Here is a 22,889-nt window from a genome sequence, read left to right as displayed (position 1 = left end):
AAAACTTAGGCATGAACGAGGACACGTTGTGGCACAAAAATCCGGCCCGGACAACCACAGGGTGGCCATCGTTACCGGACGGCTGCGCGCCGGACTGATCCTTGCCCTGGTGTTGCTGACCGTTCTCGGACTTCGGCTTTTCCACGTCCAGGCACTGGACCCGGACGGCATGGCACAGAGCGCCGTGGATAACCGGCTCGTGACGGTGACCGTGCCGGCCCTGCGCGGCAGCATCCTCGACTCCAAGGGCAATTACCTGGCCCGAAGCGTGGAGCGGTTCGACATTGTGGTGGACCAGCGCCTTTCGCAGGACATCGGCGAGGAATTCAAGCGCCGCGACGCCGAGGGGAAACTCCAGGACGTTACCTTCGACCAGGCGTTTGAGGAACTTGGAGCCATCCTCGGGCAGGATCCGGAAACCCTGCGCTCAGCACTGCTCGGGGAGAAGGGCTTCAACTTCGTCGCCAAAACCGTCACCCCCGAAGTCAAGGAAAAGGTCCTCGCCGTAAAGTTCCCGGGAATCTATGCGGACCGGACCACGCTGCGGACCTACCCCTCCGGCTCGGTGGCCGGGTCCATTGTGGGCTTCCTCGGCACCGAAGGCGCGCAGGAAGGCCTCGAGCTGACCCAGGACGAGATCCTTGCCGGCGAAGCCGGCAGCAAGACCTACGAAATCGGCGGAGACGGCATCCGCATTCCTTACGCCACCAATGAGGACGAACCCGTCCACGACGGGGAATCGATAAAGCTGAGCATTGACCAGGACCTTCAGTGGTTTGCCCAGCAGACCATTGCGGCGCAGGTGAATGAATACGACGCCGAGTGGGGCAACATCGTGGTCATGGAGGCCGATACCGCCCGGGTGATCGCGCTGGCGGAATCCACCACTGTGGACCCCAACAACCCCGGTGCGACCCCGGCGGAGTCGCGGAAGGCGAGGTCCGTCACGGACTTCTTCGAGCCCGGTTCCACCACTAAGGTCATCACCATGGCCGCCGCCATCGAAGAAGGCATCACTACCCCCGAAACGCGGCTGGAGATCGAACCCACCTACACCGTCGACGGCCAGACCTTCAAGGACGCCGTCCCGCACGGGACCGTCCAGATGACCGTAGCGGGTGTGCTGGCCAAGTCCATGAACACCGGAACGGTGATGGTCGGACAGCAGCTGACGCCGCAGCAGCGGTACGACTGGCTGCGGAAGTTCGGGATCGGCCAACCGCTGAACGTTGGACTCAACGGGGAAACCGCAGGCCTGCTGCCGGAACCCGACGCCTGGGACGGACGCCAGCAGTACACCGTGCTGTTCGGACAGGGCCTGACGCAGACAGCGCTGCACACGGCAAGTGTCTTCCAGACGATTGCCAATGACGGCGTCCGCGTCCAGCCGAGCATCATCGACTCCGTCATCAAGGAAGACGGTACGGAGCAGCCCATCGAAAAGGAACCGGGTACGCGGGTTGTCTCCGAGGACACCGCGGAGCAGGTCCAGCACATGATGGAAACGGTCACCAAGGACGGCTCCGGCAAGACCGGCGAGTTGAAGCAGTACCGGGTCGGTTCCAAGACGGGAACGGCTGAAGCCCCCGGGCCGAACGGCGGCTATTCAGGCTCGACCCTCTCTTATGCTGGTATTGCACCCATGGATGATCCGAAGTACGTGGTTGTGGTGACCCTCCAGCGGCCCCAGGGCGACCTCTACTACATCATTCCTGGCCAGTCCTTCCAGAAGGTCATGGAACAGGCGCTGGTGAGCAACAACGTGCCGCCTTCCACGGGTGAACCCGAGACTTACCCCATTGAGTACTAATTCCTGGAGCATTGAAGTGCCAATAAGTGAAAATCCCCCCGCCGGATCCGGTCTCCGTCCCGGTGCCGTCGATCCGGTTACCGTGCGTGCCGCCGTGCAGGCGCTGCCTGCGCAGCTGCGGGACGTTGCACCGGCCGCAGGAACGGCGGAAGCAGCCTGGGGTACGGAGCTTTCGGGACTCACGATCAATTCCCGTGAGGTGCTCCCCGGTGACCTGTATGTGGGCATTGCCGGCGCCCGGCACCACGGCGCCCGCTTCGCAGGAGCAGCGGAAGCGGCTGGAGCGTCGGCTGTCCTGACCGACGTGGCAGGGCTGGCGCATCTTGCCGAGCTGCACATTCCGGTCTTCGTCGCCGGTGATGTCCGCCGGCTGGTCGGGCCGCTGGCCGCCGCCGTCTTCAACAGCGTTCCTTCGGACGGCCCCCGCCCCACCCTGTTCGGCATCACGGGCACCAACGGCAAAACCACCACTTCCTACTTCGTGAATTCGCTCCTGCAGGCGCTCGGGCGTACCACCGGGCTGATCGGCACGATCGAGATCCTCGCCGGCGGGGAAGCCATTCCCAGCGTCCTGACCACGCCCGAATCACCGCAGGTGCACGGGCTGCTGGCCTTGATGCGCGAGCGGGGCCTGGACGCCGCCACCATGGAGGTCTCTTCCCATGCGATCACCTACCGCCGCGTTGACGGTGTCCGCTTCGACGTCGCCGGGTTCACCAACCTCACCCAGGACCACCTGGACCTGCACGGCTCCATGGAGGAATACTTCGCTGCCAAGGCAGCACTGTTCCAGCCCGACCGCGCCCGCCGGGCCGTCGTCACGGTAGACGACGAATGGGGAGTGAAAATGGCAGCCCGGGCGGGGGTACCCGTCCTGACGCTTGCGACGGACGGCACCGGCCGCGATGCCGATTGGTTCGTCACGGACATCGAGCCCCGCGGGCTTGGACACTCCTTTACTATCCGTGGTCCGGAAGGGGAGCAGCTGCGGGCCTCCACGGCACTGCCCGGAACTTTCAACATCTCCAACGCCGCGCTGGCCATAGTGATGGTGCTGGCCTCCGGCGTTCCCGCAGAAACCGTGCAGGCAGCGCTGGACTCCTCTGATCCGTTTACCGTCGAGGTCCCCGGCCGGATGCAGCTGATCGGTGAAGAACCGGCAGCCATCGTTGATTTTGCCCACAACCCCGATGCCCTGACCCGCACCCTCGCCTCCGTTCGGCGTCCCGACGGCGACTCACGGGTGATCATCGTTTTTGGAGCCACCGGCGAGAGGGACCAGACCAAGCGCCCGCTGATGGGAGCCATCGCGGCCCGCCTTGCCGACGTCGTCGTCGTCACCGACGATGACCCGCACGGCGAAGACGCCGCCGCCATCCGCGCGGACGTCCTGCGCGGTGCCGAGGGCGCACGGACCGGGGAAGACCTGGCGTGTGTCATTGAGGAAGTCGCGCCCCGTGCAGCTGCCATCGACCGTGCCGTTGAACTGGCGCGTCCGCAGGACACCGTGCTGGTGGCCGGGCGCGGCCACGAAGTGTGGCAGGAAGTCATGGGGGAGAACCTTGCCCTGGATGACCGGGTGGAACTGCGCCGGGCTTTGACAAGATACGGATTCAGTGCCCTTTCGAGCGACGGGGTAGAGTCCTAAATCGTCATGATTGAACTTAATGCAGCCGAAATAGCGGCAATTACAGGCGGCGAGCTGATCGGCCCGGCCGCACAGACGCCGGGTCTTGTCGTGACTTCCGCCACCACGGATTCGCGCGACGCCGTACAGGGCTCGCTCTTCATCGCCAAGCCCGGCGAGAACTCGGACGGCCACCTGTTCGTGGGCGCCGCTTTTGCCCGCGGCGCCATGCTGGCGCTTCTCGAACGGCCGGTGGCCGACGACACCGGAGCGCTCTACCCGGGCGTGATGGTTCCCGACGTCGTCCTGGCCATGGGCACCCTTGCCGCGGAAATTGTCCGCCGGCTCCGGGCGCACGGCGAACTGACCGTCATCGGCATCACCGGATCAGCCGGTAAGACCACCACCAAGGACCTGCTGGCCGGTGTGCTGAGCGAGTCCGGTCCCACCGTCGCTCCGGTAGGTTCCTACAACGGCGAAGTCGGCCTTCCGCTGACCGTGTTCACTGCCGGCTACGGAACCCGCTACCTCGTGATGGAAATGGGTGCCACCCGCATCGGCAACATCCGTTACCTGGCGGAGATGGTGAAGCCGGATATCGGCGTCGTCCTCTTCGTGGGTTCCGCGCACGCCGGTGAGTTCGGCGGCGTGGACAACATTGCCGTCGCCAAGGGAGAGCTCGTCGAAGCGCTGCCCGCCGGCGGGACCGCCATCCTGAACGCCGACGACATCCGCGTTGCGGCGATGGCTGATCGCACCGACGCACCGGTCCTCTACTTCACCTCCTCGCCGGAGGAAGCGCACGGCGCCAAGAACGCCGTCCGTGCCCTGGATGCACGCACCGACGCCGAGGGCAGGCCCGTCTTTACGCTGCTGCTGCCCGACGGCAGCCGGCACGAAATCCGGTCCGGCCTCATCGGCGCCCACCACACGGCGAACCTGCTGGCGGCCGCTGCCGCAGCCTACGCAGCGGGCATTCCGGGCGAGCAGATTGCCGCAGGGCTCTCCGGCCGCGCGGCGGCCAGCCGCTGGCGCATGGAGCGCACCGACCGCGCCGACGGCGTCACGGTGATCAACGACGCGTACAACGCGAACCCGGAATCCATGCGCGCGGCCCTGCGCACCCTGGCCGAACTCGGCCGGGAACGGCGCACCTGGGCTGTCCTGGGCGAAATGCTGGAGCTGGGCGAGGATGCCGTCACCGAACACGACGCCATCGGCCGCTACGCCGTCCGGCTCAATATTTCCAAACTCATTGTCGTGGGCACCGGTGCCCGCGCCATGCACACCGGCGCGGTCATGGAGGGCTCCTGGGGGGAGGAATCCACCTTCGTGGAGACGGTGGAGGACGCCGAGCGCATCCTTGCCGAATCCCTCGCGCCCGGAGACCTTGTCCTGTTCAAATCCTCCAACGGGGCGGCCCTGCGCTTCCTCGGCGATCGGATAGCCTTGACCCCTGTACCACCGTCCGCAGCAACTGATCCGGCGACCGCGCCGGCGCGCACCGAAGGGACCGGAGGAGAGAACCTGTGATCTCCCTGCTTGTAGGGTCTTCGCTGGCTCTGGTCTTCGCCTTTGCCGGAACACCCCTGTTCATCCGTTTCCTGGTGCGGAAAGGGTACGGCCAGTTCGTCCGCGACGACGGCCCCACCTCCCACCACACCAAGCGCGGCACCCCCACCATGGGCGGCGCCGTCATCGTGGCGTCCGTGGTGGCTGCGTACTTCCTTACCCACCTCATCAGCGGCATGCTGGGCTTCGGCTCCTTCAGCCCGACGGCGTCCGGACTGCTGGTCCTGCTGCTCACCGTGGGCATGGGCATGGTCGGCTTCATTGACGACTACACCAAGATTTCCAAGCAGCGCAGCCTCGGCCTGAACGCCAAGGCAAAGATCATCCTGCAGGCAGTCGTCGGCATCACCTTTGCCGTGCTCGCCCTGCAGTTCCCCAATGAGCAGGGGAGGACGCCGGCGTCGACCGCGGTCTCCTTCATCCGGGACACAAACTTCGACCTTGCCTTCGCGGGAACGGTGATCGGCGCGATCCTGTTCGTGATCTGGTCCCTGGTCATCATCACCGGCACCACCAACGGCGTGAACCTCGCCGACGGCCTCGACGGCCTGGCTGCCGGTGCCTCCGTGCTGGTGTTCGGCGCCTACTTCCTGATCGGGATCTGGCAGTACAACCAGAGCTGCGGTACACCGGGCGCAGAAGGCGTCTGCTACGAAGTCCGCGACCCGATGGATCTTGCCCTGCTGGCCGGAGCCATGGCGGGTGCCCTCATCGGTTTCCTCTGGTGGAACACCTCGCCCGCGAAGATCTTCATGGGCGACACCGGCTCGCTGGCGATCGGCGGCGCCATTGCGGCCTTCGCCATCCTCTCGCGGACCGAACTGCTGCTGGTGATCCTTGCCGGCCTGTTCGTGATCATCACCCTCTCCGTCATCATCCAGGTGGGCTACTTCAAGCTCAGCGGCGGCAAGCGCGTGTTCAAGATGGCTCCGCTGCAGCACCACTTCGAGCTCAAGGGCTGGGCCGAGGTCACCGTGGTGGTCCGGTTCTGGATCATCGCCGGCCTCTGCGTGGCCGTAGCGCTCGGAATCTTCTACGCCGAATGGGTGGTGGGACAGTGAGTGCACCCCTTGCCGAACTGACCACATGGGACGCCGACTGGAGCGGACTGCGCGTAGTCGTCACCGGCATCGGCCTCTCCGGCTTCTCCGCAGCGGACACCCTGATCGAACTCGGCGCCCGGGTTGTCGTGGTGGATGCCAGGGACACCGAGGAGAACCGCGCCAAGGCGGACACCCTTCGGATTGTCGGCGCCGCGGACATCCTGCTCGGCGCCGACGCGGTGGCCGGGGTTCCCGAGGTCGACGGCGCTGCCCCTGACCTCGTGGTGACCTCACCGGGCTTCCGCCCCACCCACCCGGTGCTGGCCGCAGCCGCCGCAGCGGACATTCCCGTCTGGGGCGACGTCGAGCTGGCCTGGCGGGTGCGTATCCGCGAAGGCCGCAAGACCGCCCAGTGGCTGGCCATCACCGGCACCAACGGCAAGACCACCACGGTCTCGATGACCGAAAGCATGCTCCGGGCCGCCGGACTGCGCGCCATCGCGGCCGGCAACGTCGGAACTCCGATCCTGGATGCGATCCGGGATCCGGAAGGCTATGACGCCATTGCCGTGGAACTCTCCAGCTTCCAGCTGCACTGGACACACTCCATGTCCCCGCTGGCCAGCGTCTGCCTGAACATCGCCGAAGACCACGTGGACTGGCACGGCTCCTATGAGGCCTACCTCGCCGACAAGGCAAAGATCTACGAAAACACGCAGGTCGCCTGCATCTACAACGCCGAGCAGTACGAGACCGAGCACATGGTCGAGGAAGCCGACGTCGTGGAAGGCTGCCGCGCGGTCGGCTTCACCACCTCGGTGCCGGCGGTCAGCATGGTCGGAGTGGTCGAAGGACTGCTGGTGGACCGGGCCTTCATTGAACAGCGCAAGGACTCCGCGGCGGAGCTTGCCGCCATGGCCGACCTGGGGGAGTACGCTCCCCGGCACATGGTGGCCAATGCCCTGGCCGCGGCTGCGCTGGTGCGTGCCCTCGGCGTCGAACCCGCCGCGGTCCGGGACGGACTGCGGGCCTATGCACCGGGAGACCACCGGATCCAGCCGGTGGCCCGCCTTAACGACATCCTGTGGGTCAATGACTCCAAGGCGACCAATCCGCATGCCGCGGCGGCGTCGCTGGCCGCCTTCACCAGCGTTGTCTGGATTGCCGGCGGCCTGTCCAAGGGCGTTCACTACAACGACCTGGTTGCTGAGCACCGGGGCCGGCTCAAGGCAGTGGTGCTGATCGGAGCCGACACCGCGGACCTGCAGGCAGCCCTGGCACAACACGCACCCGATGTACCGGTCATCCACGCCCTTGTGGAGCAGACTGGGGAACGGCCGCTGACGGCGGCACCGGTCACCAGTGCTGAAGAGATCATGGTCAGGGCAGTCGCCGCGGCGGCTACCGTGGCCGAAGCAGGAGACACGGTGCTGATGGCGCCGGCAGCAGCTTCCATGGACCAGTTCACCTCCTATGCCCACCGCGGCGAGGCTTTCATTGAAGCCGTCGCAGGATATATGAGCGAACAGCAGGCACCGGGACAGGCACAGACTCCGAAGGAGCCCTAGATTGGTCACCACGCCCACCGGCAGCAAACGCAAACCGGTCCTGCGCCGGAACCCAGCGGCCACAGCCAATACCGGCACGGGCGCGGTGACACCGAAAACCGCTCCGGGGAAGACCCCGGCCGGCAAGGCAGCGCCCAAGCCGGCCAAACCGGCGTCGCGCCTTGAACGTTTCCTCGTCTTCCTCGAGGGCAGCGGACGCAGCGCCACCGGCTCCAGTTACTACACGATCCTCGGCGCCACCCTGGCTTTGACCGCCATCGGCCTGATGATGGTGCTTTCGGCATCCTCGGTGGAATCCATTGCCGCCGCTGCCGGCAGCGATGCAGGCGCGGCTACGACGTTCGATCTGTTCCTGAAGCAGTCCATGTTCGCTGCGGCGGGCGTTGTGGCCATGCTGGGGCTCTCGCGGCTCGGGCCGCCCCACTACCGCTTCCTCTCCTGGCTCCTTTACGGCGTTGCCGTCCTCCTGCTGGTGCTTGTGCTGGTGATCGGCAAGGAAGTCAACGGCAACAAGAACTGGATCGAGATCGGGCCCATCACGGGTCAGCCCTCCGAAGCCGCGAAGCTGGCCATGGCCATCTGGTTCGCGGCGGTCCTGTCCCGGAAGGGGCGGCTGATCAACGAATGGAAGCACGCCCTTATTCCGGTCGTGCCCGGCGGCGGGCTCCTGATCCTCCTGGTTATGCTCGGAAGCGACCTCGGCACCGTGATCGTGATGGGCATGATCATGGTTGCCGCCCTGTTCTTCGCCGGTGCCCCGCTGCGCTTCCTGGGCGTCCTTGCGGGCGGAGCAGCCGTGGGAGCGGTACTGATGTCCCTGGTGAGCAGCAACCGTTCCAGCCGGATCAGCGCCTGGCTCCAGCTGGACTGCAGCACCGGCCTTTGCGACCAGGCCAACGCCGGCATGTACGCGCTGGCCTCCGGCGGCTGGCTGGGAGTGGGCATCGGCCAGAGCCGACAGAAATGGAACTGGATCCCGGAAGCCCACAACGACTTCATCTTCGCCATTATCGGCGAGGAGTTCGGCTTGCTGGGAACGCTCGTCGTCGTTAGCCTCTTTGCCGTCCTCGCGGTCGCGACGGTCCGGGTCACCATGCGCCACACCGACCCGTTCATCCGCATTGTCTGCGGCGCCATCCTGGTCTGGATCATCGGCCAGGCCTCCGTGAACATTGCGATGGTGACCGGGTTGCTTCCCGTCATCGGCGTACCGCTGCCGTTCATTTCGTATGGCGGCTCCTCGCTGACCTTCACGCTCGCCGCCGTCGGCGTCCTGCTTTCCTTTGCCCGTAAAATCCCCGAAAGTGAACCAACAGCTCCATGACGCAGCCTTCCCTCTCCGTAGTCCTGGCCGGAGGCGGCACCGCCGGGCACATCAGCCCTCTCCTGGCCATTGCAGATGCCGTTACGGCACTGCGCCCCGACGCCCGCATCACAGTGGTGGGGACCGCGTCCGGAATGGAAACACGCCTGGTGCCCGCAGCTGGCTATGAGCTGGCCACCATTGACCGGGTCCCCATGCCCCGGCGGCCTTCCGCGGACCTGGTGAAACTGCCGGGCCGGCTAGTCCGTGCCGTGCGGCAGGCCGGCGAGATTCTGGACTCCGCACAGGCCGACGTCGTTGTGGGTGTGGGCGGCTACGTTTCCACGCCGGTGTACCTGGCGGCACGCCGCCGTTCGCTTCCCGTGATCGTGCACGAGGCCAACGCGCGTCCCGGGCTGGCCAACCGTGTGGGTGCCCGCTTCGCGGCCGTGACGGGCGTGGCCTTCGAATCCACCAGCCTGCCCCGGGCGACGTGGGTCGGCATGCCCATGCGCCGGGAAATCTCGGGGTTGGACCGCAACGCTGCGCGGAATGCCGCACGGTCCGCGCTGGGGCTGGAGCAGGACCGGCCCACGCTGGTGGTGACCGGAGGTTCTTCCGGAGCCGCAAGCATCAACCGGGCCGTGGAACAGGCCCTTCCGGCATTGGCTGCGGCCGGCATCCAGACACTGCACATCACCGGCCGTGGAAAGTCCCTGGTGGACGCCGACGGAAAACCGATCGCCGCCCGCGGCTACACGCAGGTGGAGTACGTCGACGGCATGGAGCAGGCCTACGCGGCTGCGGACCTGCTGCTGGCCCGCTCCGGGGCAGGAACCGTCTGCGAAATCAGCGCAGTGGGGCTGCCTGCCGTCCTGGTTCCGCTGCCGCACGGCAACGGCGAACAGGCACTCAACGCCGAAGCCCTCGTGGCTGCCGGCGGGGCGCTTACGGTTGCCGATGCCCTCTTCACAGCCGAGTGGATTTCCGACAGGCTGATACCTTTGCTGGCCGATCCGGCGGCGTTGGAAGCCATGGCAAAAGCATCGTCGGCGCTGGGCATCCGTGACGCGGACTCCCGGATGGCTGCATTCATCCTCGAAGCAAGCGATAGGTCAAAGGCATGAACCGGCTGAACCCGACAGACCTTGGGAAAGTACACTTCATCGGCCTGGGCGGTGCCGGTATGTCGGCCGTTGCCCGGGTACTCCTGGCCCAGGGCATTGAAGTCTCCGGCTCCGATTCCAAGGACTCGCAGGGACTGCGTGCCCTTGAAACGCTGGGGGCCGAGGTGTTTGTGGGGCACGACGCCGCACACGTTGCGGGCGCCGACACGGTAGTCGTGTCAACGGCCATCCGCGAGCAGAATCCGGAACTTGCGGCGGCGCGTTCCCGCGGGCTGCGGATCATCCACCGCTCAGTGGCGCTCTCCGCGGCCATGGGCGAGCAGGACCTCATTGCGGTGGCGGGTACCCACGGCAAAACCACCACCACGGCCATGGTGACCGTGATGCTGCGGGAGGCCGGACTGGATCCTTCCTTCGCCATCGGCGGCGACGTTGCCGCCCTTGGCGTCAATGCCGCCCACGGGGCGGGACCGGTCTTCGTGGCGGAAGCCGATGAATCGGACGGTTCCTTCCTCAACTACAATCCGCGGATCAGCGTGGTCACCAACGTCGAGGCCGACCACCTGGACCACTACGGCACGGAGGAAGCGGTCTTCGCCTCCTTCGACGCCTTCACGGCGCTGCTGCCGGCGGAGGGGCTGCTTGTGGCCTGTGCGGACGACGCCGGTGCCGTAGCCCTCGTTGAACGCTGCCCGGGCGTCCGGGTCGCCACCTACGGTTACGCGGCCGGCGCGGACGTGCGGGTCACGGACACCCGTCCGGCCGGTGCCGGCTCGGCCAGCACCCTGCAGTACAACGTGGACGGCCGCGACGGCGAGGTGCAGCTTGTCCTGCAGGTTCCGGGCGCGCACAACATCCTGAACGCGGCTGCCGCCTTTGCCGTCGCCCTGGAACTGGGCGTTGATCCCCGGGTGGCCGCAGCGGGGCTGGCTACGTTCTCCGGGGCCGCCCGGCGGTTCGAATCCCGCGGCAGCGCACGCGGCGTGCAGGTGTTCGACGATTACGCCCACCATCCCACCGAAGTCGACGCCGCACTGAAGGCTGCCCGCACAGTGGCCGGAGGGCACCGGGTGCACGTCTTGTTCCAGCCGCACCTGTTCAGCCGCACCCGCAACTTTGCGGCCGAGTTCGCGGCCGCCCTGGATCTGGCCGATACCGCCACCGTCCTGGACATCTATCCGGCACGGGAAGATCCGATTGAAGGCGTCACCAGTGAGCTGATCACCTCCCGGCTGCACGTCCCGGGCGGCTATGCCGACAGTCCGGAACGCGCGGTGGCCCAAGTTGCAGACAGCGCCGACGAGGGAGACATCATCCTGACCGTCGGCGCCGGTGACGTCACCGTGCTCGGATCCGAACTGGTTGCCCGCCTGGCCGCCGTTCCGGCCCGTTCAGCCGCCGGAGCGGGGAAAGCCGCCAATGGCCGGTAGGAAACGCTCCGGGAGCGACGACGAGACCATTACGGCCACACGTGCCCTGGATCCGGAAGACCAGGCGGTCGCAGACAGGTCTGCCGCCGGTTCCACCGTCGTCCGGCCTGCTGCCGGCGCGTCCAAGGCGAAGCCGGCGGGGAAGGGGAAACCCGCAGGGAAGCCTGCGGGCGCTCCGGCCGACAAGGCCCCGCGCCGCTTTGCCGGCAGCCGGCGCTCCGGAGACAAGTTCCCGGTGCCGGGTGCCTACAGCGCAGGCAGCGACGGAACGGTCCTGGCATTTCCGGAACCGCCCGGCAAGCGGCGGCGCAGGGCAGCATGGATCACGGTCGGCTCCGCGCTGTCCGTCACCGCACTGTTCTTTGCCCTGCTGTTCTTCTCACCGATGCTTGCCCTGAAGACCGTAGTGGTCGAGGGCACCATGCTGCTGCCCCGTGAACAGGCTGAAGCAGCGCTGGAACCGTTGAAGGGGCAGACCCTGCCCACCATTTCCGACGCCGACGTGGAAGGGCTGCTGAAAGACCGCCCGGAAATCGAAAAGGTCGAGGTCGCAGCACAGCCGCCGTCCACCCTGGTGGTTACGGTCACCGAACGCATTCCGGTGGCCGTACTGCAGGACGGCGACACGCATGTCCTCATCGACGAAGAGGGTCGCCGGCTGGCAGTAGCGGCTGACCGGGCAGCGGTCGCCCTTCCGCTTATCGCGGGCGGAAGCGAAGCCATTCACGCGAGTGTCTTCCCCAGTATTACGGCCGTACTGGCGGCGCTGCCGCCGGAGGTTCTTGGCCGGCTGGAGAACGCCTCCGCCCAGACGCTGGATTCGGTCGAACTGAAGCTTAAGAGCGGGCAGACAGTATTCTGGGGGAGTGCCGATGCCAACGAGGCAAAGGCGCGGGTGCTTGAGGCGCTCCTGAAGATGGAGCCGTCCGATCCGCCGGTGCAGGTTTACGACGTCAGTACCCCCGACCGTCCGGTGACACGTTGAGCGGCGCGGAGGACGGCTGAAAACCAGGTGCCGGACCTGAGCCTCCCTGAGGGGATCCCCAGGGGGCGGAGCAGGTAGCGTGCCGCGGGCGTGACGAAAGAATCCTCCGACACGCGGGGGCGGTATTTGCGGAAGCGGCGCTGGCCCCATAGCGTCTCAAGTAATGGATTACTTGACATAACTATAACCCTCAAGTTGAGGGTTAGGGTTGTGTAGGTTCAAGGTTTTCGGCCGGGCGTCCAGTGGAGATCTCCGGGATTCCGCTGGAAACCACGGGGGCGTCGGCGGCCGGGAACCGGTTTGTACGCAGGCCGGTTCAGCAAGACACATGCAGCTGCAGAATGAACGCAGCTGCGAAAACATAAAAGTTGCAGAGATTCGAACAAGGGACACAGGACGTGGCAGCACCGCAGAATTACTTGGCCGTCATCAAGGTCGTCGGCATCGGCGGCGGTGGCGTGAACGCCGTAAACCGGATGATCGATGTAGGCCTCCGCGGCGTGGAGTTCATCGCCATCAACACCGATGCACAGGCACTGCTGATGAGCGACGCCGACGTCAAGCTCGACGTCGGCCGCGAACTCACGCGTGGCCTGGGCGCCGGCGCTGATCCCGAGGTCGGCCGCAAGGCCGCCGAGGACCACGCCGAGGAGATCGAGGAAGTCCTTCGCGGAGCGGACATGGTCTTCGTGACCGCAGGCGAAGGTGGCGGAACCGGTACCGGCGGCGCTCCCGTCGTCGCCCGGATCGCCCGTTCGCTCGGCGCCCTGACCATCGGCGTGGTTACCCGTCCCTTCACCTTCGAAGGCCGGCGCCGCTCCAACCAGGCCGAATCCGGTATCGATACGCTGCGCGACGAAGTCGACACGCTGATCGTCATCCCGAATGACCGACTGCTGTCCATCAGTGACCGCAACGTCTCCATGCTGGATGCCTTCCGCTCCGCGGACCAGGTCCTGCTCTCCGGTGTTCAGGGCATTACCGACCTGATCACCACCCCGGGCCTGATCAACCTCGACTTCGCGGACGTGAAATCGGTTATGCAGGGTGCAGGCTCGGCGCTCATGGGTATCGGTTCGGCCCGCGGCGAGGACCGTGCAGTCAAGGCTGCCGAGCTGGCAATAGCTTCTCCTCTGCTCGAAGCTTCGATCGACGGCGCCCACGGCGTGCTGCTCTCCATTCAGGGCGGTTCCGACCTCGGCCTGTTCGAGATCAACGAGGCAGCGCGCCTGGTCCAGGAAGTTGCCCACCCCGAAGCCAACATCATCTTCGGCGCCGTCATTGACGACGCCCTGGGCGACGAAGCGCGGGTCACCGTTATTGCGGCAGGCTTCGACCAGGTGGATGTCACCTCGCAGCCGGCGCAGCACAACAAGCCGGCCGAGCCGGCCACGCCGCCTGCCTCGGCAGCGGCTGCAGGCGGCTTCGGGGCTGCCGCTCCGGCTTCCGCAGGCCTGTCGGCCTGGTCCCAGCGGTCGCACCAGCACAGTGATGTCCCGGCCGACGCCGGCTTCGACATCGATCTTCCGGCAGTCGTGGAATCGGATCTGTCCACCGGCCGTCCGGATGACCTGGACGTGCCGGACTTCCTGAAGTAGGAAGACCGGCAGGCAGAACAGCAAAGCAAGAACAGCTGAGCATGACAGCGGGGTTGTCCCGGATGTTTTGGTGGCACCGCCAGGTTGGCGACAACCTGTGGGCGGGATTCACCAACGCGTCCGCGGGCAACCTCGCTTTGCATGTGGGGGATGACCCGGATGCGGTCCTGAAGCGGCGTGCGGAACTCGAGTCCGCGATGGGCGTCCGTCCGGGCTCCCTGCGGTTTATGAACCAGGTCCATTCCGCACTGGTGGCAGAAGCAGCAGGCCCCGGCTCCGGTGCTCCCACGGCGGACGGCCTAATCAGCGCCGACGGCGCAGCCCCGCTGGCGGTCATGGTTGCCGACTGCGTGCCGGTCCTGCTGGCCGGTGCCGGCCCGGACGGGAGGCCGGTTACCGCCGCCGTGCATGCCGGCCGCCGCGGCCTGCTGGATAACATCCTGCCCGTCGCCGTCGACCGGATGCGTTCCGCCGGCGGAACCGGGCTCCGGGCCTGGATAGGACCCTGCGTGTGCGGGCAGTGCTACGAGGTTCCGGCTGCCATGCAGGGCGAATCGGTTGCCCTGCTGCCGGCTACTGACGCAGTAACCCGCAGCGGGACCCCCGCGCTCGATCTTCCCGCGGGAGCCCAGGCGCAGCTCCTAGCCCTGGGGGTATCAGTAGAACGGGTCGAGGGCTGCACCCTGGAGAACGACCAGCTGTTTTCCCACCGCCGGGACCCCGCCACCGGACGGTTCGCCGGCGTGATCTGGCAGCGTTCCTGAATCCACACCGGCGCATCGAAGGCCGGCGGGCCGGAGATAATGGAAAGACCATGACTTCAATATCCGAGAATCCCACCCGCGCCGATGAGCTGCGGGACAGGCTGCAGCGCGTCCGGAACCGCATCGCCGCAGCCGAGCGCCCCGCCGGTGCCGCAGAACCGCACCTGATTGTGGTTACCAAGTATTTCCCCGCCTCCGACGTCGGGATCCTCGCCGGGCTGGGAGTCCGGGACGTGGGCGAGAACAAGGACCAGGAAGCTGCCGCAAAGGCCGCTGACCTGGCGCACCTGGACCTGGACTGGCACTTCATCGGCCAGCTGCAGTCGAATAAGGCAAAGTCCGTGGTGCGTTACGCCGCCTCCGTCCACTCGGTGGACCGCCGTTCCCTGGTGACTGCACTGGGCAAGGCGATGGCAGCAGAGCAGCGGCGCCGTGAATCCGAAGGGCTGGCTCCACGCGGGGACCTGTCCTGCTTCCTCCAGGTGGATTTGCGGGACGATGCCGCACGGGCTGCGGATCCCGGCCGCGGGGGAGCGCTGCCCGAGGATCTGCCGCTTCTGGCCGAGACCGTTGCCGCTACTCCGGGGCTGCTCCTGTCCGGGCTGATGGCCGTTGCGCCGCTCGGCGCGGATGCCGGGGAGGCCTTCGCGCGCCTCCGGGAACTTTCGGGGCAGTTGCAGGCGCAGCATCCAGGGGCGCGAAGCATCTCCGCCGGCATGAGTTCCGACCTCGAGGCCGCCCTCGCACACGGGGCGACACACCTGAGAATCGGGTCCGATGTTCTGGGCCCGCGCCCGCCGGTACGGTAGCGTCAAAGTACGAACACCATACAGCCGCCGCGCAGCACCCTGCAGTACCGTGCAGTAACAGTACAGTAATGGGCAGCTAGGCGTTGAAGGATTAAGAGGAGCAACCATGGCTGGCGCAATGCGCAGGACAATGATCTACCTTGGGCTCGCCGACGGTGACGAGCACTACGAGTCCGAACAGCGGCACCTGCGGGAAGCCCCTGCCCGGGAGGAAGACTTTGCTCCCGTCCATGAGCCCGATGAGGAAGCGCCGGAAGCGGTTCCTGCCCCCGTCGTCCGTAATGCAGTGGAGGAGTACCGCGCACCCGTGACACCCATCAAGCGTGCCCCGTCGTCCCGTGAGGACGTATCCGGCCTGCGTCAGATCACCACCGTCCACCCCCGCTCCTACAACGACGCCAAGATCATCGGTGAGAGCTTCCGTGACGGCATCCCCGTCATCATGAACGTCACCGATATGGGAGAAGCGGACGCCAAGCGCCTCGTTGATTTCTCCGCCGGCCTCGTTTTCGGCCTGCGCGGTAGCATTGAGCGTGTCACCAACAAGGTCTTCCTGCTCTCACCGTCCTACGTTGAGGTTTTGGGCGACGACAAGAAGATCAGTGAATCACAGTCCACTTTCTTCAACCAGAGCTAGCCCAAGGCCCGCACCGACGGGCCGCGGGGGCTGCCGACCGACTTCGGAAATGAAACCCTGCGCGTGAATATCATTCTTCCCCTGGTGTACCTGGTGCTGGTGCTCTTCCAGCTCGCCCTCATCCTGCGGATCGTGTACGACGCCGTGCAGATGTTTGCCCGGCAGTGGCGGCCAAAGGGGCCGGCACTCGTGCTCGCTACCGGCGTATATGGTGTTACCGACCCGCCCGTCCGGCTGTTCAGGCGCATCATCCCGCCGCTGCGGCTTGGGGGAGTGGCCCTGGACCTTGCTTTCCTGGTCCTGTTTATCCTCGTATCGATCCTCACGCAGATTGTCGTCGGCGTCGCGCGCTAGCGTTCCGCGCCGCAGGGGTCCGGTTAGTTTTCGGAAACCAAACGATATAGTGTGAAACCGAATACAACCCTGCATTTTTGTATGTCCGTAATTCTCTACGTAGAACCGCCTGCTTGACTCGCAGGCGAATCTTATAATCCAGTATGAGGTGACCAGATGGCCCTGACGCCAGAAGATGTTGTCAACAAGCGGTTCCAGCCGACCAAGTTCCGGGAAGGCTATGACCAGGATGAAGTCGATGACTTCCTCGACGAGATCGTGGTGGAACTGCGCCGGCTGAACTCCGAAAACGAAGATCTCCGCAGCCAGCTGGCTGCAGCCGCAGCCGGTGGGTCCACCGCTTCGGCGAACTCGGTCCCGGCTCCGGTAGCCGCCGCACCGAAGATCGAAAAGGTTCCGGAAGAGCCCAAGCCCGAGCCGAAGGTTGAAGCTCCGGTCGTAGAAGAGCGTCCGGCACCCGTCGAGGCCAAGCCGGAGCCCGTTCCGGCTCCCGCCGCCAACAACACGGAGACCGCTGCCGGCATCCTGGCCATGGCCCAGAAGATGCACGACGACTATGTCGGTGCCGGTATCGAGCAGCGCGACAAGATCATCGCCGAAGCGCAGATCGAGGCCAGCGGCCTCGTCACCGACGCCCAGGAGAAGAGCCGCAAGATCCTCAGCACCCTGGAACAGCAGAAGGCTGTCCTGGAGCGCAAGGTCGAGCAGCTGCGCGGCTTCGAGCGGGACTACCGTTCACGCCTGAAGGCTTACATCGAAGGCCAGCTGCGCGATCTGGATGCACGCGGTTCCGTAGCTTCGGAAACCGCCGACGCGTAATTGCCTCGGGCACGGCGCTCCTGGAAGATCGGTTAAACTGATGTACAGGCAGCAGCCGGCATTCCAGAAGTCGAGTTATTGAAGAAGCTGAACAATGCAGAAGTTAAGCAGGGTATTAGCTGAATAAAACCTAAGGGCCGGCGGCCGGGTCACCCCGGCCGACGGCCCTTAGGTTTTATGCACGAACATTCGTTTCACCGCGCAGTTCAGCCGGCACCTGATTCCCGCCGGCATTCCGATCACGAAAGCACCATGACTCCTTCCTCACCGCAGACCCCGGACAGCACGGGAGCCGGACGCAGCCGTGCCCGCAGGGGCAAGCCCGCTGCCATCATGCTTGCCGTGGCGGTCATCGCCGTTATCGCCGACCAGCTCACGAAACTGTGGGTGGTCAGCACCATGGCCGAGGGCCAGATCACCGATGTCCTGCCCCCGATCCTGCGGTGGCACTTCATCCGCAATCCCGGTGCAGCGTTTTCGATCGGCACCGACTACACCTGGGTCTTCACGATCATCATGGTGCTCGTGTCCGGTTTCCTGGCCTACCTGATGTTCCGGGTCCGCTCCCTGGCCTGGGCCACGGCCCTGGGTTTGGTGCTCGGCGGCGCGCTGGGCAACCTGACCGACCGGCTCTTCCGGGAACCGTCCTTCGGCCAAGGCCATGTCGTGGACTTCATCGCCTTCCCGAACTTCGCGATTTTCAACATCGCCGATTCCTGCGTGGTCTCCGGCGTGATCCTGGTCTGCCTGCTCACGCTGCGGGGAATCGGCCTGGACGGCGTACGCACGCCGTCCGGCAAGACAGTTACGACAGACCAGCGCAATGACGACGAGGCAACACGATGAACGAGCTCCACACAGTATTCGCAGTCCCCGAGGAAGCCGACGGCAAGCGGGCCGACGCCGTAGTGGCAGGCCTGCTTGACGTCTCCCGTTCCGTCGCCGCCACCTGGTGCACGGACGGCTACTTCAGTTCCAACGGCAAGGTGCTGACGAAATCGGACAAGCTGCACGCCGGGCAGGAAATCACCGCGGACGTCCCGGAACAGCGGGACCCGCTGGCCGTCGTCGTCGAACCGGTTGACGACCTGCTGATCCTGGCCGATGACGAACACTTCGTCGTCATCGACAAGCCGGTAGGCGTGGCCGCGCATCCCTCGCCCGGCTGGGTGGGGCCAACGGTGGTCGGGGCGCTGGCCGCTGCCGGCTACCGGATCTCCACCTCCGGCGCCCCCGAGCGGCAGGGCATTGTCCACCGGCTCGACGTCGGCACCTCCGGGGTCATGGTGGTTGCCAAGACCGAGCACGCCTACACACTCCTGAAGCAGGCCTTCAAGGACCGCACCGTGGACAAGATGTACCACGCAGTGGTCCAGGGGCTGCCCGACCCGCTCAAGGGCACCATTGACGCTCCGATCGGCAGGCATCCCGGCTACGACTGGCGTTTCGCCGTCGTGGAGGGCGGCCGGCCGTCGGTGACGCATTACGAGGTGCTGGAAGCCTTTGGCAAGGCCTCGCTGGTGGAGGTGCACCTGGAGACCGGCCGCACCCACCAGATCCGCGTCCACTTCTCGGCCCTGCGCCATCCCTGCGCCGGCGACCTGACCTACGGTGCGGATGCAAAGCTGGCCGCTGAGCTTGGCCTGACCCGACAGTGGCTGCACGCCCGGAAACTGGGCTTCACCCACCCCGCCTCTGGGGAGTACGTGGAGTTCACCAGCGAGTACCCGCAGGACCTGCAGTACGCCGTCGACGCCCTGCGCAGCGGCGAGGTCTAGGCCCGTTCGAGAGCCGCGGCACACGTGCCCGCGGCCCGGCGCGGCGGCGTCCGACGCGCCGCGCGCCGGGGCCTAGAATGTACAGGTGGCTTCAGCAACTAGTACGTCGAAATCGTTTGTCCATCTTCACAACCACACCGAATATTCGATGCTCGACGGGGCTGCCCGGCTGACGGATCTGTTCAGCCACGCCGACGAGCTGGGCATGAACGCCCTGGCAACCACCGACCACGGTTTCGTGTTCGGCGCCTTCGACTTCTGGAATAAGGCCCGCAGTGCCGGCATCAAGCCGATCATCGGTGTGGAGGCCTACCTGACGCCCGGTACGGCGCGCAGGGACAAGACCCGCGTGAAGTGGGGCGACGGCGGCAGGAACGACGTTTCCGGTGCCGGTGCCTACACCCACATGACCATGTGGGCCGAGAACACCGAGGGCATGCACAACCTCTTCCGGATGTCCTCCCTGGCCTCGCTGGAAGGCTACCTCTACAAGCCCCGCATGGACCGGGACCTGCTGCAGACCTACGGCAAGGGGCTGATTGCCACCACCGGCTGCCCCTCCGGCGAAGTCCAGACCAAGCTGCGCCTGGGGCTGTACCGGGAAGCCGTCCAGGCGGCATCGGACTTCCGTGACATCTTTGGCAAGGAAAACTTCTTCTGCGAGCTGATGGACCACGGGCTGGACATTGAGCGCAACGTGCAGGCGGACCTGATCAAGCTGGCCCGCGAGCTGCAGCTGCCCCTCGTGGCCACCAATGACCTGCACTACACCCACGCCGAAGATGCCTCCGCGCATGCTGCGCTTCTGTGCGTCCAGTCCGGCTCCTCGCTGGCCGACCCCAAGCGCTTCAAGTTCGACGCCGACGAGTTCTACCTCAAGTCCCCGGACGAAATGCGGGCCATCTTCCGCGACCACCCGGACGCGTGCGACAACACCCTGCTCATCGCCGAGCGCTGCGACGTCGAATTCAATACCAAGGCGAACTACATGCCGCGCTTCCCGACGCCGGAGGGTGAGAACGAGGAGTCCTGGTTCGTCAAGGAAGTCGAAGCCGGACTGCATCGCCGCTACCCGAACGGGATCAGCGACGCCGTGCGCAAGCGCGCCGACTACGAAGTGGGCATCATCGCCCAGATGGGCTTCCCGGGCTACTTCCTCGTGGTGGCCGACTTCATCAACTGGGCCAAGGAAAACGGAATCCGTGTCGGCCCCGGCCGAGGCTCCGGTGCCGGCTCAATGGCCGCCTACGCGATGGGCATCACCGACCTGGACCCGCTGCAGCACGGCCTGATCTTCGAGCGCTTCCTGAACCCGGACCGCGTCTCCATGCCTGACTTCGACGTCGACTTCGATGATCGGCGCCGCTCCGAAGTGATCCACTACGTCACAGAGAAGTACGGCGACGAGCGCGTTGCCATGATCGTCACCTACGGCACCATCAAGGCCAAGCAGGCCCTGAAGGACTCCTCCCGCGTGATGGGCTACCCCTTCTCGGTCGGGGAGCGCCTGACCAAGGCCATGCCGCCGGACGTAATGGGCAAAGGCCTGTCCCTGGCCGACGTGCACAACAAGGAAGCCAAGCGCTACGGGGAGGCCGAGGAGCTGCGCGAACTGCTGCGCACCGATCCCGATTCCCAGCGTGTGTTCGAGACTGCGCTGGGACTTGAAGGCCTGAAGCGCCAGTGGGGCGTCCACGCCGCCGGTGTGATCATGTCTTCAGACCCGCTGATCGACATCATCCCGATCATGCGCCGCGAGCAGGACGGGCAGGTCATCACGCAGTTCGATTACCCCACCTGTGAAGGCCTGGGGCTGATCAAGATGGACTTCCTCGGCCTGAGGAACCTGACGATCGTCTCCGACGCGGTGGAGAACATCAAGAAGAACCGCGGCGAGGACCTGGTCCTGGAAGACCTGCCGCTGGACTTGAAGGAAGCCTACGACCTCCTTGCCAGCGGTGACACGCTGGGCGTGTTCCAGCTCGACGGCGGGCCCATGCGGTCGCTGCTCAAGAGTATGCGTCCGGATAACTTCGAAGACATCTCCGCTGTCATCGCCCTGTACCGGCCGGGTCCCATGGGTGCGAACTCGCACACGAACTACGCCCTGCGTAAGACCGGCCAGCAGGAAATCACCCCGATCCACCCGGAGCTCGAGGAACCGCTCGCGGAAATCCTGAACACCACCTACGGCCTGATTGTCTATCAGGAGCAGGTTATGGCCATCGCCCAGAAGGTGGCCGGCTTCTCGCTGGGCCAGGCAGATATCCTCCGCCGTGCCATGGGCAAGAAGAAGAAATCGGAGCTGGATAAGCAGTACGCCGGTTTCCACCAGGGCATGGTGGACCGCGGCTACTCCGAAGCGGCCATCAAGGCGCTCTGGGACATCCTGCTGCCATTCTCCGACTACGCCTTCAACAAGGCACACTCCGCGGCCTACGGCGTCGTCTCCTACTGGACCGCCTACCTGAAGGCCCAGTATCCGGCCGAGTACATGGCGGCCCTGCTCACTTCCGTGGGCGATGACAAGGACAAGCTCGCCCTGTACCTCAACGAATGCCGCAAGATGGGCATTACGGTGCTTCCGCCTGACGTGAACGAATCGTCGGTGAACTTCACCCCTGTCGGCAAGGACATCCGCTTCGGCATGGGCGCCATCCGCAACGTCGGTGCCAACGTGGTGCAGGCCATGGTCGCCGCCCGTGAGGAAAAGGGTGCCTACACCAACTTCAAGGACTTCCTGATGAAGGTGCCGGCGGTGGTCTGCAACAAGCGCACCATCGAGTCCCTGATCAAGGCGGGTGCCTTCGACTCGATGGGCCATGCCCGGCGTCCGCTGGCAATGATCCACGAAGAAGCGATCGACTCCGTTGTGGTGCTCAAACGCAACGAGGCCGTAGGCCAGTTCGACCTCTTCGCCGCCATCTCCGACCAGGAGCCCGAGGACTCGATCAGCATCGATATTCCGGACCTGCCGGAGTGGGAAAAGAAGGACAAGCTTTCCTTCGAACGCGACATGCTCGGCCTCTACGTCTCGGACCATCCGCTGCAGGGCCTGGAAGGCATCCTCAGCCAGCACGCGGACTCCACGATCACCAACATCGTGGGGGAGGAAGGCCCGCCCGACGGCGCCATAGTCACCATCGCGGGCATGATCACCTCGCTGCAACGGCGCATTGCCAAGAACAGCGGCAATGCGTACGCCCGCTGCGAGATCGAGGACCTTGCCGGGTCCATGGAAGTGATGTTCTTCGGGCAGGTGTACGGGCCGATTGCCGCGGTCCTGGCCGAGGACCTGATTGTGGTGGTCCGCGGCCGGCTGCAGCGGCGCGACGACGGCGCCGTCACGCTGAACGCGCAGGAACTCACCGTCCCCGACCTCAGCGAAGGCCATTCCGGACCCGTGGTGATTTCCATGGCCACCTACAAGGCCACGGAAACAGTGGTCTCCCAGCTCGGCGACGTGCTGCGGACGCACCCGGGTACCTCCGAGGTGCAGATCCGGCTCAACGGCTCCCGCACGGTGGAAGTGATGAAACTGGGCGTGGACATGCGGGTGAACCCCACTCCGTCGCTGTTCGGTGACCTGAAGGTGCTGCTCGGCCCTGCCTGCCTGGACGGCTAGGCCCGGCCGGGCGACCCGGCGTCATTGCTCCGTCCGGCGA

Annotated in this window: 18 protein-coding genes; all 18 read left to right on the top strand. The window is 65.7% G+C overall.

Annotated features, from left to right (window positions below; all coding sequences use genetic code 11):
* Window positions 1-28: 28 nt before the first annotated feature.
* The 18 genes from LJ760_RS10605 (at window position 29) to dnaE (ending at window position 22,849) form a co-directional block, all read left to right on the top strand.
* Window positions 29-1,810, top strand: coding sequence for a peptidoglycan D,D-transpeptidase FtsI family protein (locus tag LJ760_RS10605; RefSeq protein WP_227922609.1), 1,782 nt, complete (start codon window positions 29-31; stop codon window positions 1,808-1,810).
* Window positions 1,800-3,458: a UDP-N-acetylmuramoyl-L-alanyl-D-glutamate--2,6-diaminopimelate ligase gene (locus LJ760_RS10600; RefSeq protein WP_227922607.1), complete on the top strand. Its 1,659-nt coding sequence runs from the start codon at window positions 1,800-1,802 to the stop codon at window positions 3,456-3,458. Before LJ760_RS10605 ends, LJ760_RS10600 begins: the two co-directional genes overlap by 11 nt.
* A 6-nt stretch (window positions 3,459-3,464) precedes the next feature.
* Window positions 3,465-4,970 (top strand): UDP-N-acetylmuramoyl-tripeptide--D-alanyl-D-alanine ligase, encoded by a 1,506-nt coding sequence (locus LJ760_RS10595; protein WP_227922605.1) that lies wholly within the window; start codon window positions 3,465-3,467, stop codon window positions 4,968-4,970.
* Window positions 4,967-6,070, top strand: coding sequence for a phospho-N-acetylmuramoyl-pentapeptide-transferase (gene mraY, locus LJ760_RS10590; RefSeq protein WP_227922603.1), 1,104 nt, complete (start codon window positions 4,967-4,969; stop codon window positions 6,068-6,070). The genes LJ760_RS10595 and mraY overlap by 4 nt, the downstream gene beginning before the upstream one ends.
* On the top strand, window positions 6,052-7,620 hold the full coding sequence (gene murD / locus LJ760_RS10585; RefSeq protein WP_227922600.1) for a UDP-N-acetylmuramoyl-L-alanine--D-glutamate ligase: 1,569 nt from the start codon (window positions 6,052-6,054) through the stop codon (window positions 7,618-7,620). Before mraY ends, murD begins: the two co-directional genes overlap by 19 nt.
* Window position 7,621: 1 nt before the next feature.
* Window positions 7,622-8,944 carry a putative lipid II flippase FtsW gene (ftsW, locus tag LJ760_RS10580; protein ID WP_227922599.1) on the top strand — a complete coding sequence of 441 codons (1,323 nt, stop codon included), beginning with the start codon at window positions 7,622-7,624 and terminating at the stop codon, window positions 8,942-8,944.
* Window positions 8,941-10,050, top strand: coding sequence for an undecaprenyldiphospho-muramoylpentapeptide beta-N-acetylglucosaminyltransferase (gene murG, locus LJ760_RS10575; RefSeq protein ID WP_227922598.1), 1,110 nt, complete (start codon window positions 8,941-8,943; stop codon window positions 10,048-10,050). The genes ftsW and murG overlap by 4 nt, the downstream gene beginning before the upstream one ends.
* Window positions 10,047-11,480, top strand: a complete 1,434-nt coding sequence (gene murC, locus LJ760_RS10570) for a UDP-N-acetylmuramate--L-alanine ligase (protein ID WP_227922597.1) — start codon at window positions 10,047-10,049, stop codon at window positions 11,478-11,480. The genes murG and murC overlap by 4 nt, the downstream gene beginning before the upstream one ends.
* Entirely contained in the window at window positions 11,470-12,465 is a 996-nt protein-coding gene (locus LJ760_RS10565; RefSeq protein WP_227922594.1) for a cell division protein FtsQ/DivIB, read from the top strand. The genes murC and LJ760_RS10565 overlap by 11 nt, the downstream gene beginning before the upstream one ends.
* A gap of 398 nt (window positions 12,466-12,863) precedes the next feature.
* On the top strand, window positions 12,864-14,063 hold the full coding sequence (gene ftsZ / locus LJ760_RS10560; protein WP_227922592.1) for a cell division protein FtsZ: 1,200 nt from the start codon (window positions 12,864-12,866) through the stop codon (window positions 14,061-14,063).
* Window positions 14,064-14,104: 41 nt separating this feature from the next.
* Window positions 14,105-14,827: a peptidoglycan editing factor PgeF gene (gene pgeF / locus LJ760_RS10555; RefSeq protein WP_227922589.1), complete on the top strand. Its 723-nt coding sequence runs from the start codon at window positions 14,105-14,107 to the stop codon at window positions 14,825-14,827.
* 50 nt (window positions 14,828-14,877) lie between these two features.
* Window positions 14,878-15,636 carry a YggS family pyridoxal phosphate-dependent enzyme gene (locus LJ760_RS10550; RefSeq protein WP_227922588.1) on the top strand — a complete coding sequence of 253 codons (759 nt, stop codon included), beginning with the start codon at window positions 14,878-14,880 and terminating at the stop codon, window positions 15,634-15,636.
* A 106-nt stretch (window positions 15,637-15,742) separates the two neighbouring features.
* Window positions 15,743-16,273 (top strand): cell division protein SepF, encoded by a 531-nt coding sequence (locus tag LJ760_RS10545; protein ID WP_227922587.1) that lies wholly within the window; start codon window positions 15,743-15,745, stop codon window positions 16,271-16,273.
* A gap of 63 nt (window positions 16,274-16,336) precedes the next feature.
* The gene (locus LJ760_RS10540) at window positions 16,337-16,627 is read left to right on the top strand and encodes a YggT family protein (protein ID WP_227922585.1); all 291 of its coding nucleotides are present in this window, start codon (window positions 16,337-16,339) and stop codon (window positions 16,625-16,627) included.
* Window positions 16,628-16,783: 156 nt separating this feature from the next.
* A complete protein-coding gene (locus LJ760_RS10535; RefSeq protein WP_227922584.1) occupies window positions 16,784-17,446 on the top strand; it encodes a DivIVA domain-containing protein in 663 nt (220 codons plus the stop codon).
* Window positions 17,447-17,698: 252 nt separating this feature from the next.
* Window positions 17,699-18,292: a signal peptidase II gene (gene lspA, locus LJ760_RS10530; RefSeq protein ID WP_227922582.1), complete on the top strand. Its 594-nt coding sequence runs from the start codon at window positions 17,699-17,701 to the stop codon at window positions 18,290-18,292.
* Entirely contained in the window at window positions 18,289-19,224 is a 936-nt protein-coding gene (locus tag LJ760_RS10525; RefSeq protein WP_227922579.1) for an RluA family pseudouridine synthase, read from the top strand. Before lspA ends, LJ760_RS10525 begins: the two co-directional genes overlap by 4 nt.
* 85 nt (window positions 19,225-19,309) lie before the next feature.
* Complete coding sequence (gene dnaE, locus LJ760_RS10520) at window positions 19,310-22,849, top strand: DNA polymerase III subunit alpha (RefSeq protein WP_227922578.1); 3,540 nt, start codon at window positions 19,310-19,312, stop codon at window positions 22,847-22,849.
* Window positions 22,850-22,889 lie beyond the last annotated feature (40 nt).

The sequence above is a fragment of the Arthrobacter sp. zg-Y895 genome (assembly GCF_020731025.1).
Taxonomy (GTDB): domain Bacteria; phylum Actinomycetota; class Actinomycetes; order Actinomycetales; family Micrococcaceae; genus Arthrobacter_B.
This window is presented reverse-complemented; position numbering and strand designations above follow the sequence as displayed.